Source organism: Nonomuraea sp. NPDC052116, from assembly GCF_040680035.1.
Lineage (GTDB): Bacteria > Actinomycetota > Actinomycetes > Streptosporangiales > Streptosporangiaceae > Nonomuraea > Nonomuraea angiospora_A.
The window spans coordinates 270,809-288,752 of record NZ_JBFAWA010000010.1 but is presented as its reverse complement, the minus strand read 5'-3'; the positions used below and the strand labels follow the sequence as shown (position 1 = coordinate 288,752).

8 protein-coding genes and 1 tRNA gene are annotated in these 17,944 nt (G+C 71.6%); 2 read left to right on the top strand and 7 right to left on the bottom strand.

The window, feature by feature from the left end; genetic code table 11:
- Positions 1–103: 103 nt before the first annotated feature.
- A complete protein-coding gene (locus tag AB0L65_RS21955) occupies positions 104–850 on the top strand; it encodes a nuclease-related domain-containing protein (RefSeq protein WP_364248192.1) in 747 nt (248 codons plus the stop codon).
- A 24-nt stretch (positions 851–874) separates the two neighbouring features.
- Here the strand turns inward: AB0L65_RS21955 and AB0L65_RS21950 are convergent, their stop codons facing one another.
- Together AB0L65_RS21950 and AB0L65_RS21945 are read right to left on the bottom strand one after the other, a co-directional pair.
- Positions 875–2,239 (bottom strand): VWA domain-containing protein, encoded by a 1,365-nt coding sequence (locus tag AB0L65_RS21950; RefSeq protein WP_364248190.1) that lies wholly within the window; start codon positions 2,237–2,239, stop codon positions 875–877.
- Positions 2,223–3,071, bottom strand: coding sequence for a MoxR family ATPase (locus tag AB0L65_RS21945; protein ID WP_364248188.1), 849 nt, complete (start codon positions 3,069–3,071; stop codon positions 2,223–2,225). The genes AB0L65_RS21950 and AB0L65_RS21945 overlap by 17 nt, the downstream gene beginning before the upstream one ends.
- 118 nt (positions 3,072–3,189) lie before the next feature.
- Here AB0L65_RS21945 and AB0L65_RS21940 point away from each other — a divergent pair.
- Positions 3,190–3,263: transfer RNA gene (locus tag AB0L65_RS21940), tRNA-Lys, on the top strand.
- 50 nt (positions 3,264–3,313) lie between these two features.
- On the opposite strand, the gene AB0L65_RS21935 is transcribed toward AB0L65_RS21940, so the two are convergent.
- From AB0L65_RS21935 to AB0L65_RS21915, 5 genes are all read right to left on the bottom strand, one after another.
- The gene (locus AB0L65_RS21935) at positions 3,314–3,853 is read right to left on the bottom strand and encodes a phospholipase (RefSeq protein ID WP_350728226.1); all 540 of its coding nucleotides are present in this window, start codon (positions 3,851–3,853) and stop codon (positions 3,314–3,316) included.
- 154 nt (positions 3,854–4,007) lie between these two features.
- A complete protein-coding gene (locus AB0L65_RS21930; protein ID WP_364248280.1) occupies positions 4,008–6,344 on the bottom strand; it encodes a right-handed parallel beta-helix repeat-containing protein in 2,337 nt (778 codons plus the stop codon).
- A gap of 91 nt (positions 6,345–6,435) precedes the next feature.
- The gene (locus AB0L65_RS21925) at positions 6,436–6,981 is read right to left on the bottom strand and encodes a hypothetical protein (protein ID WP_364248186.1); all 546 of its coding nucleotides are present in this window, start codon (positions 6,979–6,981) and stop codon (positions 6,436–6,438) included.
- Positions 6,974–7,498: a hypothetical protein gene (locus tag AB0L65_RS21920; RefSeq protein WP_364248184.1), complete on the bottom strand. Its 525-nt coding sequence runs from the start codon at positions 7,496–7,498 to the stop codon at positions 6,974–6,976. Before AB0L65_RS21920 ends, AB0L65_RS21925 begins: the two co-directional genes overlap by 8 nt.
- A 49-nt stretch (positions 7,499–7,547) precedes the next feature.
- A complete protein-coding gene (locus tag AB0L65_RS21915; protein ID WP_364248182.1) occupies positions 7,548–17,939 on the bottom strand; it encodes a hypothetical protein in 10,392 nt (3,463 codons plus the stop codon).
- Between the last annotated feature and the right edge of the window lie 5 nt (positions 17,940–17,944).

Sequence of the window (17,944 nt, the reverse complement as noted above, 5' to 3'; positions counted from 1 at the left end):
GGTTGAGGGGCGGGTATCCCTTGACTGGCGAGGGATCTTCGGCGTGGCAGATCCTGCATCACATCTACATTGGGGGTTTGCCGTGCCCGGTGGCTCTATCTATGTGCAACCAGACGAGAAGTACACAGGGTCTTCTCCGCAGTGGTGGTACGAGAAGTTCTGGCGTGAGGACGCGTCCAACCGGCGCAAGTCCCGGTATGTCAAGGCTGCCGTGGGCTTCGTGATCGGGGTCGCGCTCGCCCTGAGGTTCGGCCTCTCCGGGGCCGCTCCGCTGTTCGGCCTGCTCCTGGGCGGGCTCGTGGCGGCGGGCGACTGGCTCCTCGACTGGCGTTCCTTCCACGCGACGGCCGTGTGGCGCGGCGCGCGGAAGGGTGAGGCGATCACCGGGAAGCTGCTGCGCAGGTCCCTCGGCCGCCTCGGCTACACCGTGCTCGACGGCCGCGCCATCCGCGGCCAGGCGTCGATCGACCACCTGGTGATCGGCCCGGGCGGCTTGTGGATCATCGACAACGAGTCCTGGAGCCCCGACACCGAGATCGCCTGCTACGCCGGCCGGCTGTTCTTCGGCGAGAAGTACGGCACCAAGACGGCCAAGCCGCTGGTGGAGGCCTCCGAGGCGTTCGCCGAGCTGCTGAGCCGCGAGACGCGCATCCCGGTGACGATCACGCCGTTGCTCGCCGTCCACTGCGGGCTGCTGCCCAAGGGCGGCATCGTGGTCGCCGAGGGCCTGACGCTGCTCAAGCCGCGGCTGGCGGCCAAGGTGATCAAGTCGGCCGACCACGTCGCGCTCAACGCCGAGCAGATCGAGCTGCTGACCCGCACCGCGGCCAGGGAGCTGCACCGCGCCTGAGGCCTCAAGCCGGCGCCTCAGGCTTCAGGCCAGCGTCTCGATGAAGGCCGCGAGCTGGGCGACGTTGCGGCACTCGTGCATGGCGACGACCGCGCCGTACTCGCTCGCGACCGAGTCTCCCGTGTCCCACTGCGCCACGGGCTCGGGGTTGAGCCAGTACGCGTGCCGCGAGCGGCCCACGAGCGACCTGAGCACGTCCAGGGCGGGCGGCTGGTAGTTGGAGCGGGCGTCGCCCAGGATCAGCAGCGAGGTCCTGGGCCCGATGGCGTCGCCGTACCGCTCGGCGAAGCGCTCCAGCGAGTGCCCGTAGTTGGTACGCCCGAAGCGCACCATGTCGGCCTCGTTCGTCAGCCTGGTCATGGCCTCGACCACGTCGGCGCCGGGGACGAAGAACCGGGTGATCTCGTCCACCGTGTCCACGAACCCGAACGCCCGCACCTTGGTGAACTGCTCCCTCAGCGCGTACGTGAGCAGCAGCGTGAAGTGGGCGAACGACGAGACCGAGTCGCTGGTGTCGCAGAGGATGACCAGCTCGGGCTTGTGCGGCCGCGGCGGCCTGAAGTGCGTGGTCAGCGGCACGCCGCCGCTCTGCAGCGAGGCCCGCACGGTCCTGCGGAAGTCGAGGCGGCCGCGCCTGCCCCTGCGCTGCTTGATCGTCAGGCGGGTGGCCAGGCGTCTGGCCAGCGGATGGACCTCGCGGCGCAGCCTGGCCAGATCCGCCTTGGTGATGCGGAGGAAGTCGATCCGGTCGAGCGGGGGCCGGACGGCGGAGCGGGCGATGCGCTCGATCCCTGAGTCCTCGGCGATGCGGCGGCGCACGTCGGTGGCCACGGCCTCCTCGAAGCGCCGGGTGTTGTCGTAGACCGTCCTGCGGGCGTTCTTCTCGGCCAGGCCGCCGCGCTCCTGGCCCTCTAGAACGTTCTGGAGGATGCGGGCCATCAGCGTCTCGGGGGAGAGGGTGCGCATGACGCTGTAGGAGAACCAGTTCTGCCGCCCGGGGGTCGCGGCCGGCTGGTGGCCGAAGCGCCCCACCATCGCCTGGGCGAACTCGCGCAGCTCCTGGTCGGTGCCGCCGGTCAGGAGCCGGGCCAGATGGTCGCGGAGCTCGTCGACGGGGGCCGTCTCCAGGTCGATCGGCCGCTCGGCGCGCTCGGTGTGCATGCCGGACGTCGAGGCCGGGAACCACAGGTCGAACAGCACGTCGAACCCCGGCCGGTACGCGGGCTTCTTGACCAGCGTGGCCGCGTAGGCGGCGCGCAGCGACTCCCGCTCGCTCAGCTCGATCACCCGCAGCGCGTGCGCGGCGTCCAGCCCCTCGGCCACCGACACCGGGATCCCGGCCTCGCGCAGCGCCCGCACGAACCCGACATGCCTATCGATCAGCGACATCCGGCAACCCCAGCTCCTTGACCGCCCGCGCCTGGTCGGAGGCGTGCTTGAGCACCACACCCAGCGTCCCGGCCACGGTGGCCTCGTCGAGGTCGTCCCGCCCGAGCGCCAGCAGCGTGTTGGCCCAGTCGACGGTCTCGGCCACCGACGGCGCCTTCTTCAGCTCCAGCGCCCGCAGCGTGGCCACCGTCCTGGCCAGCCGCTCGGCCAGGTCGGCCCGGATGCCCGGCACCTGGCTGAGCACGATGTCCCGCTCCCGCTCGGGGGTGGGGTATTCGAGGTGCAGGTAGAGACAGCGTCGCTTGAGCGCCTCGGACAGCTCGCGGGTGGCGTTGGAGGTCAGCACCACGTACGGCCGGCGCGTGGCGGCGATCGTGCCCAGCTCCGGGATCGTGATCTGGAAGTCCGACAGCAGCTCCAGCAGCAGCCCTTCGACCTCGACGTCGGCCTTGTCGGTCTCGTCGATGAGCAGCACGGTCGGGCCGGCGGCCCTGATCGCCTTCAGCAGCGGCCGCTCCAGCAGGAACTCCTCGGAGAAGATGTCGTCGTCCGCGCTGGTGGCCTGGATCCTGAGCAGCTGTTTCTTGTAGTTCCACTCGTACAGCGCCCTGGCCTCGTCGAGCCCCTCGTAACACTGCAGCCTGATCAGCGTGGCCCCGGTCGCCAGGGCCACGGCCTTGGCCAGCTGCGTCTTCCCCACGCCCGCGGGGCCTTCGACCAGCAGCGGCTTGCCCAGCGCCGCGGCCAGGAACACCGAGGTGGAGATGGCGTCGTCGGAGAGGTAGTCGACGGCGGCGAGCCGCTCCGCCACCTCGGCGGGAGAGTCGAACATCGATGATCCTGTCTGCCGGAGCCGGGGGCCGAACTTTATTCTAGCCTTGACCGCCCGACAGGCCCGCCTGCTACCGATTCGACCAGGATGCGGATCACCGGTATATTCCTCTCTGCAAGCGCCGCTAGCTCAGTTGGTTAGAGCAGCTGACTCTTAATCAGCGGGTCCGGGGTTCGAGTCCCTGGCGGCGCACCGCACGAAAAAAAGGTGAGGATGCCAAGGCATCCTCACCTTTTTCGTCGTCAGGATTCGACGCTCTCCGCGTTCTGGGCGCTCAGCTGCGCCTCCTGCTGCACTTCCTGGATCTGCTCCTGGGTGACGTTGAGGTTCCCGAACTCCTTGACCGCCTGGTAGTACGTCCAGGCCAGGCCGTTGCAGGTGGACTTGGAGACGCCCGAGTACTTGGCGCACACCTGCTTCATGTCGTAGTAGAACGAGTCATCGATGCGCGACTTGTTCGCCGGGAACTGGCTCACGTCCTTGTAGTTGCGGTAACCGAAATCGTGCCTTCTGCACGGCATCCGGAAATCGAAGCCGAGCGGCTGGTCCGGGCTGCTCGAGCACAGGTCGGTCGACCAGTCGAAGGCGTAGTCGGCCCACGCGGCCTGGTTCTCCCAGGCCGCCCGCCACGACGAGGCGCTGGCGGCCGTGGGCTGCGAGAAACCGGAAAGAGCGGCGAGCTTCTGCTCCAAGGTCACCGCGTGGGCGGGCAAGGCGAACCCGAGTACGGTGATCACAGAGAGGGCGAAAGCGGCGAGTAGCGCGCGGGATCGTCTGACCATGAGGGCCTGCTCCTGTTGCCGGGGGGTCGGATGCACGTCCTCACGATGACCCGAAACCTTCGGGAAGGGCAGAAGCAGATCTTGCTCAATTCCGAAAGAAGGGTTCGCCGAGTCTCGATCTTTACATGGCGCCGCTTTTCTGTCAGTCGTGGAGTCAGTGAGGCCCGATGCCCTCCAGGGTGAAGCGCGCGTTCCACTCCCGCACCCACTTCCGGCCGAAGCCCTCGGCCGAGTTCAGCGGTGTGGCGGCCGCGTCGAACTTCCCCGTGGCCGGGTCGAAGGCGAAGCCGGCAGCGGTGTCCTGCCTGACGTTGTAGGAGTCGAAGTCGGGGTTGAACGTCTTGTTGCTCAGGCCGCCGGCGTCGTCGGTGTAGGCGAAGCCGCCCGACGCGATGCTCACCGACCGGGTCAGCACGTTGTGGGACGGCACGTACACGGAGTCCGGGTCGCGCCAGACGTACGCCTCCGTGCACTCCGTGGTGCCGATGGTGGTGCAGATCCGGCCGCTCGCGTCCGCCGGGACGTACCAGGACCGGATGTTCGGGTACTGGCGGCCGTAGTGCCGGTACCACTTCTCGACGTTCTCGCGGGTGTTGGTGAAGCCGGTGCCGTCGCCGGCCTTCAGCATGTCGTTGAAGCGCTCGACCACGACCTTGGAGTTGGGCACCGGCAGCCGCCCGCCGCTCTCGTGGTAGAGCTTGTCGTGCCCGATGTACGTCACGTCCTTGAACACGTTGTCGGTCGCGACGTTGCTGTGCCCCGACTGGTAGAACAGGCCGTGCTGGGCCCCGTCGAAGAAGTTGTGGTGGATCACCATCCCCGACATCCCGTCGTCCATGTAGACGGCCTGGTTGCCCTTCGGCCCGACGTTCCTGAAGAGGTTGTAGGAGATCACGTTGTTCAGGTACGTGTAGTCGCGGCCCGCGTAGATCACCCCCTGGTCCGAGGCGTGCGTCACGAGGTTCTCGAACCGGTTGTGACTCACCTCCATGTCGTTGCCCATGATCTGGATGGCCATGTGTGGCGCGTCGTGGACGTTGTTGTACCTGAAGGTGTTGCCGACGCCGTACAGGTAGCCCGCCGGGGTGTAGGTGGCGAGCTTGGAGAAGTCGTAGATCTCGTTGTGCTCCACGACGTGGTCGCCGCGCTCCAGCGAGTCGCGGTCGCCGCCGGCCGTGAACACCCCGCCGCCGCCCAGGTCGTGCAGCCTGCTGTTGACCACCCGGTTGCGGTGGCCGCCCCGGCTCGTGCGGTATTCGGCGATGGCCGTGATCGCGTCGTTTGCCTCGCCGATCGCGACCGCGTCCATGCTGACGTTGAGGATCTCCAGGCCGTCGATGGTGCACGACTCCGCGTCCAGCAGGCGTACGCCGGTGCCGGTCGTGCCGTTGAGCTTCAGTCCCTTGAGCGTCACCCCCTTGACGTTCTCCAGCGTGAAGAAGGGGGCGTCGAAGGAGGTCAGGCTGATCCGCTTGCCCTCGACCGTGCCGCCGGGCGGGTAGTAGTAGAGAGCGTCGCCGCCGTTCCAGCGGTCGATGTAGTACTCGCCCTCGGCGTCCAGCTCGCTCAGCACGTTCTGGGCCACGAACGACGTCCACTTGTCCGTGGCGGCGTACATCGTGGGGTAGCGGGTCCGGAGCTCGTCGCCGTTGACGGAGGCGATGTGTACCCGGTCGTTGGCATAGTTGTTGCCGAAATATCCGGACAGCCAGCCGTCGGTCTCGTACGTCGTGTTGTCGGGGGTCCCGCCGGACGGGGCCCACGTGGCGGAGCGCTCCTTGAGCGCGGGGTCAACGGCGGTGTAGGCGGGGCCGGGCAGCTTCAGCATGTCCTCGTAGGGCAGGGTGGTGCCGTCGGCGGTCTTGTCCGAGAAGTAGTCGCGGGCGCCCTTCGGCGCCTCCTTGACGGTGAGGTCGGCGCGGTCCAGCTTCTCGCCGCCGTTCGGGTACTGCGCCAGGGTCTGCGCGACGTCGTCGGTGATCAACTCGGGCGCGTACGGCTGCGGCTTCCAGTTGAACCCGTTCTTGTTGAGCCGCCCGGCGGGGATGCCCTCGGCGGCCAGGTCGTAGACGTAGACCTTGCCGGACACCGAGTCCCGGACCCGCGACCTCGACGACCACTTGGCCTCGCCCGCCGGGAGGTCGCTCAGCCTGCGGAACTTCTCCGGCGAGAGCGTGGTGACCCCGGCGAACTCCACCCGCTCGCCCGGATAGGCAGCATAGGTGACGTAGGAGTTGCGCTCCCCGCTGAGCTGGACGGTCCTGGACGTCCGGTAGACGCCGCCCCTGATGCGGACGGTCCCGGGGGAGCGGGCGCTCGTCCGGCCCGCCAGCGCGTCGCGGGCCTGCTCGACGGTCGCGAACGGGTCCTGCTCGGTGCCGCGGGCCCCGTCCCTGCCGTCCGGTGACACGTACACGGTGAGCGGGGCGGAGGCCGCCGCCGGGGCTTGCGTCGCGGCGATCGACGGTAAGACCGCGACCAGGATGACCATCACGTTTCTGATTCGGCTGCGTCGCACCATAATCGATAAAATATTACGGATCTGACCCGGAGATCAATCGTTTGACCAACCCCGATCGGGGTCAGCGGTCGTGCAGGTGGTGGAAGTCGTCCAGGCTCTGGCGGTAGAAGGCGAGATCGCTCTCCAGCTTCTGCCTGGTGAGCCGATGGGGCTCGGACTCCCGCAACGCCCTGCCCATCCCGGTCCAGAAGGCGTCAGGGGGCAGCTCGGCGGCGCCGCGGGGGAAGAACTTCAGCGCCTCGGCCACGGCGTCGGCGGCGAAGCGCCAGTCGGTCTCGATCCTGCCGAACGCCTCGGGGTCCGAGGGGTCCGCGGCGAAGAACAGCCCGCCCTCCAGCGCCCGGCTCGCGTACGTGGCGGCGACGAGCACCCACTGGCCGGGGTCGATCAGCTCGGAGAGGCCGGAGCCGAAGATCAGCCCCGCCTGCCTCGCCACGACCTCGGCCTCCTGGGGGACCAGGACCTCCGTGCCGCCGAGCCGCACCACCCAGCCGTCCGCGTCCTGCTCGGCCGCCGCCCGGCGCGACGCGCCCTGCTCCCCGCCGGCCATCAGGTCGAAGTAGACGTACGCCTCCACGAGGGAACGGGCGAGACCGCGCTCAGGCATGCCGGCCCGCCAGGTCCTGGTAGGTGTCCCTGACGATGAGCAGCCGGTCGAGCTGGAACCTGCCGGGGTCGGCCGCTCGCAACTGCTGCCCGCGCTCGGACCAGAACCCGTCGTCGGGGACCGCGTCCGCCCCCGGCGGCACGAACTTGACGACCTCCTCGACGGCCGCGGTCGCGACCCGCAGCGTGCGCCTGGCCTCGGCCCGGTCGTCCACCGGCACGTTGCCCGCGCTCAGGTCGGCCACCCACAACCATTCGCCCGCGTCGAGCAGCTCGGACGGCTCCGTCCCGCCGAACGTCGGGTAGCCGGTGGGCAGCACGGGACGCTCCGGCAGGCCGAACAGGTATTCCCGGGCCGTCCCGCACTCCCCGCACACGCCGGAATAGCGGTTGACCAGCCCTTCCTCGACGCTTACCAGCCCGCTGTGCCAGGTCGTGTCCACCGACCCGCAGGCGCACGGGTGCAGATCGAGGTAGAGATGCGCCTCGTCCCTCGTCCGCGCCACCGCGAATGCCATAGCCGTCCTCTCCTCGGAAGTCCCATCATGCCGGAACGCGCGATCCCGTTCACACCGCCATCGTGCGGGCCACGTCCGGTGCCTGCCCGGCGCGTAGGCCGCACTCGCACGGCCTGTCGGCGGGGCACCGGCAGTTCTCCTCTTCCGGCGGCGACCAGCCGGTCGCGTTGGCGAGCGTGCGCAGGCGGTCCATGTACGCCGGCAGGTCCCGGGGACGCGCCCCGTCCGCCAGCCTGGCGAGCTCGGTGGCCAGCGGCTGCGGGACGAGCTGCCACACCTGGGGGCGGGTGGCGGCGAGCAGGTCGTGGAGCACGCCGAGCCGGGCCGGCCGCTGGCGGGTGGTGGCCGCGCGCGCCTGGCGCACGGCCTCGTACAGCTCGGCCAGGGCCGCCTGGTCGCCGGCGGCCGTCACGCCCAGCGTACGGGCGACCGCTCCGGCGGCCGTCGCGGCGGCGGCCCGCTCGTTCGCGCCGATCGTGCGGCGGCCGTCCACCTGGACGGTCAGCATGCCCGTGTCACCCGCAGTGTCACCCACTGGGCCCGACCGCACCTCGACGGGGATGGGCGGGCGGCCGGGGAGCACGATGTCCAGCAGGCCGGAGCCGTAGTCGTGGACCCGGGCTCCCATGAGCGCCGCGCCGCGTTCGACGGCCCTGGCCGCGGCCGTCTCCGGCAGCGTCGCATGGCCGCGGATCGCCGTGACGTCGGCGGGAGCGAGCTCGCCCGCCCGCGCCAGCGCCAGCAACCGGGGCGCCGCCCCGGCCTGGCCGGGCGCCAGGCCGGCCCGCGCCGCCTCGGCACGCAGTGCCTCGGCCGCGCCGCTCCAGCCGCCTTCGGTGACCGCGCGGGCCAGCCCGCGCAGCCGCGCGAGCGTCGCGGCGTCGGCCACCCCGAGCACCTGTCCCGGCGCCGTGGGGTGTGCGCCGAAGGCCGGCCCCGGGCCGAGCGTCCGGCCCGCCGGGCGGCCGTCCAGCGCGGCCGCGTGCGCGGCGATCTGCTCGGCCACCGCGACGACCCCGCGCTCGCCTCCGTCGGCGGGCACGCGAAGCGCCAGCCGCCCCGGCTCGCGCGAGTCGACGGTCACGTCCGTGGCGCCCGGCGCGGCGTCGGCCAGCGCCACGGTGAAGGTCCCGCTCCTGGTGGACACCGTGAACTCGCCCAGGGGCCCCGCCGGAGCCAGGTCGGCGACGCCGGCGGTCTGCGCCAGCCTGCCGAGCCCGGCCGGCGAGGTGTCCAGCCCCACCGGGCCTCCCCCGTTGAGCAGCCGCGCGAGCCGGCTCAGCGGCTGAGGGGCGGCCGGCGCCCGCGGACCCGTTCCCCACGGTGGCGCGGGCGGGGTGTGACCGCGGCGTTCGAGGTCGGCCGCGATGGCGTCGATCGCGTCGGCCAGGACCGCGCGCGTGGCCGGGTCGGAGGTCGCGTGCCACTTGCGCGACAGGTGGGCGTGCTCGTTCAGGCGGGGGAGCAGGCAGTAGTCGGTGCCCTCGGCCTGGTGTTCCGACAAGGAGGTCCTGATCACGCCCTGCGGCGCGCCCGACGACGCGGCGAGCGTCTCCTGCAGGACGTGCGAGAGCTCGTGCACCAGGACCGACGACACCACGTCCGGGTGCACGCGCGGCCAGAAGCGCATGACGTGCGGGTCGTCCGGCGTGCCCGCGCGCAGCTCGGTGGAGGCGTCGTTGCCTGCGCCCGGTTCCCCGATCAGCACGCGGACGTGCTGGTCGGGCGCGTTGGGGACCTGGACGGTCAGCGTGTCGCCGTTCCAGGCGACGTGCGCGGCGGCGCCGCCCAGATCGCCGAGGGCGATGTTCTGGTCGCGCAGCTCGTCCATGGTCAGATCGGGGACCCCGTCGGGCCGGCCCGACCGGCTGAAGGGCGTGCCCTCGATCGCGGGGGAGGGCATGCCGCCGGGTGTCAGCCCCTGGGCGACGCTCCCGCCCGCCGTCGGGCTCGCCGCCTCCCGGTCGGCGGGCCACGCCGACTTGTCGACGTCGGCGAGCAGGATGCCCTGTGCCATCAGCGCGGCCCTGACCTGATGGACGAACGTGCCGGGCTCGTGGGAGTTCATGAAGACGTGGCGCAGGTCGAGGCCCGCCTGGTGGGCGGCGTCCAGCAGGTTGGGCGGAAGGGTGGCGAACGCCTCGGCGAACCCGCCGTCGGGCGTCGTGCTGTGGATCGTGCCGTCGGGGGCGGCGTCGTACCGGTGGATCCCGTCCGCCTCCCGGATCGCGACCCGGGCCACCATGCCGCGTTCGCGGGCGGCCAGCCGCGCGTCCTGGAGGATCTGGATCAACCCGGAGCGGCCCTCGGCCGGAGCGAACGAGAACGTCGTCCAGCCGGGATCGACCGACGGTGTGAGCCGCACGTTCGACTCCACCCGGGAGCGCAGCTCCGCGATCTCGTCCTCGAAGAGCGTCACGTCGATCTCGCCGCTGGTGGCCCCCGCCATGTGGACGGGATCGCCGACGGGGTGCTCGTTGCCGTCCCGCAGCCGCGCCACGTGCTCGAAGGTGAGGTCGTAGTCCACCCTGAGCCGGACGACGTAGGCCTTGCCCTGCTCGAACTTGCTGCGCTCGCGGCGCGCCCCGTGGTGGTCCGACACGCTCTCGGACGCCTGCTCGCCGGCCCGCACACCGCCGTCGAGGCCGGACTCGCCGTCGCTCATGCTGCCGCTCGTGCCGACGGGCAGCGTACGGCCGCGGGACACCGTCGCGTTCTGGGCGTCGGCGGCCCTGTCGACCTCGCCCTTCTCCGCGTCGATGGGCCCGGCGACGATGGTGAAGTCCGACAGGCGGGCCCGGATCGTGACCTGCGCGCCCTGGTCCTTGAACTTCTGCCTGGCCAGCGGCACGACGAGGCCGGCGGGCCCCGCCATCCGCTCGAACCCGGTCAGCAGGGCGTCGTGGGACAGCCGCTTGACCAGCTCGGCCCGGCGTTCCGCGACCGAGGCGGCACCCAGCATCTTCGCGAACCGCGAGGTGATGATGTCGAAGAGGAGGGGTTTGCCGGCGTGCTCCCGCAGCCTGTCGGGGAAGTAACCGGGACGCAGCTCGACCAGCCGGGGATCGATCACGGGGGTGACCGGCCCCGGGTCCTCGCCGACGGGCCGGATCATGCCGGTCGGGATGCGCCGCACGAGTACGGCGCGGTACTTGACCGGGGGCGCGACGCGGAGGATGCGCCGGAGCGCGTCCGCGGCGCGGCGGGCCGCGGACCGGAACTTGCCCGCGCGCACCGGCCTGCGCGTGACCTCGATGACCAGCGTCATCTTCTGCTCGACCCGGTTCATGCCGTTGAACACGGCCATCCGCTGCAGCCGCGTTCCCTGCCGGTTGGTGGAGCCCGAGTACGAGCGGCCCCGGTCCGTCCCCACGCCGACGCCGTGGCCGTCGCCGTTGTCCACGCTGCCCTGGTTCACGCCCGCCGAGTAGGAGCCGTTGTACGACTCGGAGTGCGACAGGTCGGTGTAGCGGTAGCGCTGCCTGATGACACCGGCCTGCGAGGTGTGCGTGAGGAACCGGCCCCGGCGGGAGTCCTCCGGGTTGTCGTACACCAGCCGGGCCGTGACCGTCACCTCCTCGGCCTGCGCGGTCTGCGCGCCGACCTGGACGTGGTAGCTCTTCTCGTAGCCCTGCGTCGACCACATGTCGTTGACGTGGATCAGCGCGGCGTCACTGGAGAAGTCGACGCTCAGCTCGTCGAGCAGGGTCGGGCTCCCGTCCACGGCCTCGGGGTGGGCGGCGCGCACGGCGTTCAGCACCGCATCCATCATGTCGATGGGATTGCCCTGCTCGTCGGTCAGGTCGAGCGACTCCACCGTGCCCAGGCCCACCGTCCCGTCGTACGACGGCGCCAGCACGACGTCCCTGGAGCGGTCGATCAGGTCTGTCGCCTCGCTCAGCGTCTGGTCGAGCTGCTGCTGCTCGTTTCCCTGTTGGGCCGTGGTGGCCGCCGGGCCGAGGCCCGTCAGCTCCTGGATCTTCTCCAGCAGGGCCTGCGGGGTGTGCCGCGCGGCGTACCCCACGTCCTCGCCGGCGGCCCGCGCCTTGGCGACGTCCATGATGTAGCGCTGGACCAGGGGCACGGCGAGGCTCGGGTCGAGCTTCATGCTGCCGTTGAGGAAGCGCTCGACGGCGTCGCCCACCAGGGGGCCGGGCAGCGGGAGCTCGCCTTCGGCGTACATCACCAGCGCGTCGTCCTCGGAGAGCATGAACAGCCCGGTGCCCTGCGCCGTGGCCGGTTCGTGCTCGCCGCTCGGGACCCGGCCCGCCAGCGGCACCGCGTGCGCCATGCTCTCCGAGCCGGTGACCGTGAGGTCCGCGGTGGCCCGGAGGAGGATCTGACGGCCGAAGTCGATCGAGAGCCCCTCGTCGCCCCAGATGTCGAGGACCGAGGTGGAGACGGAGGTGCCTCCCGACCGTGAGGGCAGCGAGAGCGAGCCGCTGTCGCTCGACGTGCCGCCGTCGTCGAGGTCGGAGACGCTGGTCGAGGCGCCGACGGAGTGACCCGACGATCCGCCCCAGGAGACGCCGGCGCTGCCGAGCCCGAAGAGGATCTCTCCCTTCACGTGGTCGATGACGCCCAGGACCTCCATTTCGCCGACCTCGCCCGTCACCGTCATGGACGCCTGGGTGGGCGTCCCCTGCGGGCGGACGGCGAGGCCGGTGGTGAGCAGCCTCATCAGCATCCTGGGGTGCGAGACGAGGTTGCGCACGCCCAGGACCGCCATGAACATCTGGTACGCCACCGAGTCCTGGCGCATGCTTCCCGGCTGCACCTTCTTCGCGGCGGTCTGCAGGCTGCCGTGCGCGTCCCAGTGGACGAGCTTCGCCCTGGACAGCACCTTCTTCGACACCTTGCCGATGGGCGCGGGCGCCGAGCCGTCCTTCGAGGGGAGGAGGTCCGCCGCGAACAGCAGCCTGGCCGAGCCCCTGCCGGACGCCAGGGGGGTCGTCTCCCCGTCGTGCACGAGATCGACCTTCAGGTCGTGGCCCACGGAGAAGATCGCGACCGGGCCGGTGCTCTCGTGCAGGCTCACCACGTTGACCGTGCTGCCGACGCTCGAACCCGCCGTACGGGTGCGGTTGCCACCGGCGCTGACGCCCACCTCGTGCGACAGCCCGTCGTGCCCCTTGTCGGGGCCGTCGCTCTCGGCGACCGAGGCGCCGCCGCCGTACGTCCTGGACTGGCTGACGGCCCGGGCCGAGGTGTCGGAGCCGATGTCGAGGTTGACCACCGTCTCCGAGTCCGTGTACCCGATGTAGCGGTAGTTCTTGAAGTCCTGCTTCAGCGAAATGTGCAGCATGTGGTGCTCAGGGGCGCCGTTCAGGCCGTGCGTCACCAGGTCGACGGCGATGCCCTCCTGGGCCAGGGTGTCGTAGCCGGACCTGATCCGGTGCTCGGACAACTGCTCGGTGACCTCCTGCAGGTTGAGGATCTGGGCTGCGCGGGCGAGCGAGTTGGACGCGTACTGCCGGACGTCGTTCACGGTCTTCGGGATGATGCCGCGGTCGGCGAGCTGGTCCATCACCTTCTGCCTGACCTCGGCCAGCCCGTCGATGTCCTGGACGAGGCCGGGGCCGACGCCCCGCATCTGGCCGGGGCCGTCGCCGAGCCAGGAGGGCAGCTCGGGCTTGCGGCCGGGGGGCGGGCCGGGGCGCGGGTCGCCCCGCAGCACCTGGTTGCCGTCCGCGTCGAGCAGCGGCCGGCCGTCCTGATACACCAGCGCGTCCTGATCGACGGGCAGGCCGAAGCGGTAGGCGGCCGACTCCCGCATGGTGACCACCGCCGCGCTGCGCATCGGCCGGAGCTTGACGGGCGGCTTGCCGAACTCCTCCACGATGAACGTGGTCTCCAGCGCGAGCCGGTAGCTCTGCTTGGGGCTGGTCTTCCGGTGCACGCTCGGGTGGATCGCCTGCTGGTTGGCGGTGGCCGAGTACGACCGCGACGCCGACCTGGAGCCGCGGACCCGCGGCCCGATGCTGGGCTCGTAGCTGCCGAACCCGTCGATCTCCTGCAGCGCGGGATGGGTGAACCCGGCCGAGGCGCTCGCTTCCAGCGACCCGCCGGACGACGCCCCGCCCGGCGTCGCGGCGAAGTCGACGAGCACCTCCTCCTCCCACTCCTCGGCGCTCGCCCCGCCGAGCGGCTCGCTCGCCACCAGCACGACGCGGGTCTCGGCGCGTACCCTCGCGTGCGGCTTGCCGTTCCTGGTGAAGACGCGCTCCAGATCGCCGTTGACCGCGTCGCGGAGCCGGTGGGGCAGCTCCTCGGTCACGAAGGTCCGCAGCTGGTCGTGGGGGATGGCGCCGACCTGGTTATACAGCCCGCCCAGCGCCCCGGCGACCGTGTCCAGCGCGCCTTCCAGGCCGGTCATGCTGGTGATGATGTGGTTGGGGAGCTTGTCGTCGCGCTTGGCGTCGTCGATCCAGGCCAGCTTCCGCGGCGCCTGGTCGGTGAAGGAGTGCGAGACCCACAGCCGCTGCCCGGCGGCGTCGCCGGGTGCGCCGGAGTTCACGACGGCGGCCTTCTGCCAGCCGTCCGTCTTCCGCGTGCGGATCTCGACGGTCCACGTCGCGGCGGCGTCGAACAGCAGCGACTCGCTCCTGTTGTCGGCGACGGAGCCGCCCTGCGCGTACATCCCCGCGCCGCCCGACGCCGACCAGTTCCGGCCGGCCACGACCCCGACGCCGACCCCGAGCATCTCGGTCAGCGTCCTGGCCCATTCGCCCTCGGGCAGGAGCTGCGCCAGGACGGCCGTGTTGAAGCCGAGGGGCAGCCCGCCGCTGCCGGACTCGGTGGCGGTGACCGTACGGCCGGCCTGGAAGAACAGGCCCACCATCGTCTCCGACGCCTTGACGCCCGGGTCGAGCACTTCGACGAGGTCGGCGAGGGAGAGCTTGACCCGCACCTCCGCCGCGTTGCTGCCGCGGCCCACCCGCAGCACGACGCCGTCGGGGGAGACGAGCTTGTGGAAGTCGGCGCGCAGGGCGCGCTCCAGCTCGTCCGTGCTGAACTGGTAGCCGATCTTGTGGCGTTCCAGGACGTTGTTGACGGCGGTGGTGAGAGCGGTGTGATGGGCGAGCGGGCCCGTCGGCATGGCCATGGACAGGCTGTCCTGCTGCGGCAGCGCCGCTGACAGGGCGTTCAGATAGCCCCGGTGGCGCCGCGCGGCCTCGGCCGCCAGCGATCGGGCGATGGAGGCCATGCCGACCTCGCCGGGCTGGGTGGGCGCTCCTGTCCGGCGCATCGCCGACAGCAGTTGCTCGTAGGCCTTTCTCGTCTGCGTCGCCTGCGCCAGGGCGGGGCCGTACGCCTTCGCGATCCTGGTGTGCCGTGCCTGCGTGGCGCGGTGCGCGCGGTTCTCCTGCCGTGCCTTGCGCGCCCGCTCGAAGCGGCCCTGATCGTGCTGCTTCAGCGCCTTGCGCGCGTCCCGCGTGGCCTGGCGGGCCTTCTTGCGCGCCTCTTCTGCGCTGTTCGTCTTCGACTGGATCTGGATCTTGAGCGCCTGCTCGGCCTGGACCAGCGCGTCGATGATGGCCTGTACGTCCTCGGCGGACGGGTTGGGGCCGGGTAAGGGGGGCGCGAGGGACGGCCGGGTGCCCTGTGTGGGGGCCCACGGCGGCAGGGGCGGGGTCTGGCCGTGTTCGCGCAGCTGGCGGGCCACACCGTCGATGTCGACGGCGATGAGCCGCTTCTCCGGGAGCGTCTGGGCCCGGTGCCATTTGTCGGCCAGGAACGCCAGCTCGTTGAACCAGGCGCGCACGCACGCGTTCTGCTTGGCCTCGCCGTCGCTCTTGCGCGGCAGGATGCTTCGCCGGCCGCCCTCGCCGGCCGTCTGCAGCTTCTGCAGGGTGTCGGTGATCTCGTGCAGCCAGACCCTGGGCAGCTGGTCGGTGGCGACGCGCGGGTTGAAGTGGACGAGATGGGCGTCGTCCTCGGTCCTGCCGCTCCTGACCTCGGTCTCGCCCATCAGGTTCGGGGACAGGCCGCCGATGACGGGGCTGAAGTAGTGGGTGCCGTCCGTCGCCGTGTGGACCGCCAGCGTCCGGCCGTCCTGCGACCAGCTGAAGCCGGTCACGCCCTGGTCGAGGAAGTGGGTCGCGAGCAGCTCGGCGACCGCGTCGTACACCTCGTCGAAGTCCAGGTCGGGGCCCTGGCGGCCGTTGGGGACGTACCTGGTGCCGGGGACCGGCCGCGACGTGACCGTGCCCGGCTTGCTCGTGTGCGCCGGTGCGGCGTCGGGCGCCGGGGCCGCCGCGGGGGCGGTCGGCTGCCCGGTCTGGACGACGTCCTCGCCCTGGACGACCGCCAGCATGGCGGCGGCCTCCGCCTGCAGCTCCGAGAGGTCCTGGACCTCCTCGGCCCGCATGTCCAGCGCGGAGCGGACGCGGCCCATGGTGGCCGCGGAGATCACGCGCACGCCGTTGGGGGTGGAGATGAGGAGGTCGCCCTCCGGGCCGACCACCGCGTCGGGGAAGTTCGCGGCGAGCGCGCCGATCAGCGCCGTACGGGCTCGGACGGCGGCGGGCATGGGCTGACCGGCCGGGGCCGACCCGTCGAGGGAGGTGACCGGCTGCCCGGAGCCGTCGTCGGCGAGCTGCGTCGAGCCGGTCGCGGCCTGGGCGTCGGGCGCCACCTGGCCGTCGGGCGCCGTCTGACCGTCTGGCTGGGCGGGGCTGGTGTCGGGCTGTGCCGGGTTGTCCGGGGTTGCCTGGTTGGCGTCCGGCTGGGCGGGACCGCTGTCTGGTTGGGCGGGGCCGTTGTCCGGCTGGGCCGGGTCGGCGTCGGGCGCGGGGGTGCCGTCCGGCGCCTGGCCCGTGGCTGAGGGTTGCCCGGCCCGTCCCGAGGCGTCGTCCGGTCGCGGGCCCGCGTCGCCGGTGGGCTGCGACGCGGCGTCGTCCTGGGAGGGTGCCGCCGCACTCGAGTCCGTCTCGTCGGGTGCCGCCGCATTCGGGGACGCTTGGTCGGGTGTTGTCGCATTCGGGTCTGTCTGGTCGGGGTCCTCGCTCCTGGAGGTCCGCCGCTGCGACGACGCGTCCGGGTCCGGTGCGGCGGGGTTGCGCCGGCTGTCGCCGTCCCGGCCGCCGTCGGCCCTCGGCGTCGCCGGAGCGTCGGGCCTCGGGGTCGTCGGTGCGGTCGCCTGCCCGCCGGACCTCACGGTGGTGGGCCCCGCGGGGTCGGGCTGGCGCACGGCGCCGGGCATGCCGGGCTGGGGGCCGCCGTTCGTGGGGCCGCCGCCCGACGTGTTCCCGTCCGCCGGGCCCCCTGTCGGGCCACCCGCCGCGCGGCCGGCGTCGGTGCGCGCGGCGAGGTCGTAGGCGGAGGCGAGAGAGGTGACCGGGTGGGCCAGCGCCGTGTAGACCTCGGGGTTGAACGGGCTGATCGTCCCGGTACGCCCGGCGCCGCCCATGAAGCCGCCCAGGAGGGAATCGGCCGTGAACGGGTTCTGCCACTGGTCGTAGACCACGCCGTTGGCGATGAAGCTGCCGGCCGGGGAGGCGATCGTGTTGGTCAGGCCCGTGGTCAGGGCGCGGCCCGCGAATCCCGGCACGTGGCTGGTGATCTGGGACACGGGCCCGGCCAGCGCCGTGCCGAAGAGCGCGCCGCCGCCCGCGCCGATGACCGAGGCGGCCGACTTGTTCACGTCCCAGTCCTGCACGGTGCCCATCTGGAGTTGCTGGTACTGGGCGGCCGCGTCGATGAAGAACTCCTCGCCGATCTCCTCGATCAGCTCCCGGCCGATGGGTGAGGCCAGCAGCCTGGCGATGAGGCCGCGCCCGGTGGCGCCGCTGAGCGCGGTCACTCTGGCCAGTTGCCGCACGCCCAGTTCCCGGCCGCCCAGGGTCATGAGTCTGACGAGGATCCGCGTGATGGCCGCGCGGGCGCCCGCCGCGTACGGCCCGATGATCGCGGTGGAGGAGCCGGCGGTGAAGAAGGCGACGAAGAGGGCGATCGCGATGGCGACGACCGTCACCCAGAAGGCCACGTTGACGGAGAGCTTGGAATACTGCGTCTCGACGGCGAAGTTGTTGGCCTGCTGCGAGTAGGCCCGCGCGTTCCCGGACACCCCGGCCAGCCCGCCCTCTTGGCCGTACAGGAAGGTGGCCCTGGTGACGAAGTTCGCGGTCGCGGGCGAGATCCACCCGTCCAGGAGGACGCGCGTGGCCGAGCCCGCGGCCGGCGCGGAGCTGACGGACCCCTCGGCCAGCTTGTCGTACGCCTCGGACAGCTTCGACAGCCCGCTCTCGCTGGCGCCCGGCCATTTCTGCCCAGCCGAAAGCAGGGGGATCAGCCAGTAGACGACCCAGTCGGGCAGCGCCTCGGTCTCCCACGCGGGGAGGACGTCGCTGTCGATGCGGACCGCTGGCCGCGGGGCGGCAAGGCCGCCGCCGTTCTTGCTGCCGGAGCCCTGGACCCCGGTGTCGGCGTTGACCGTCACGTCCT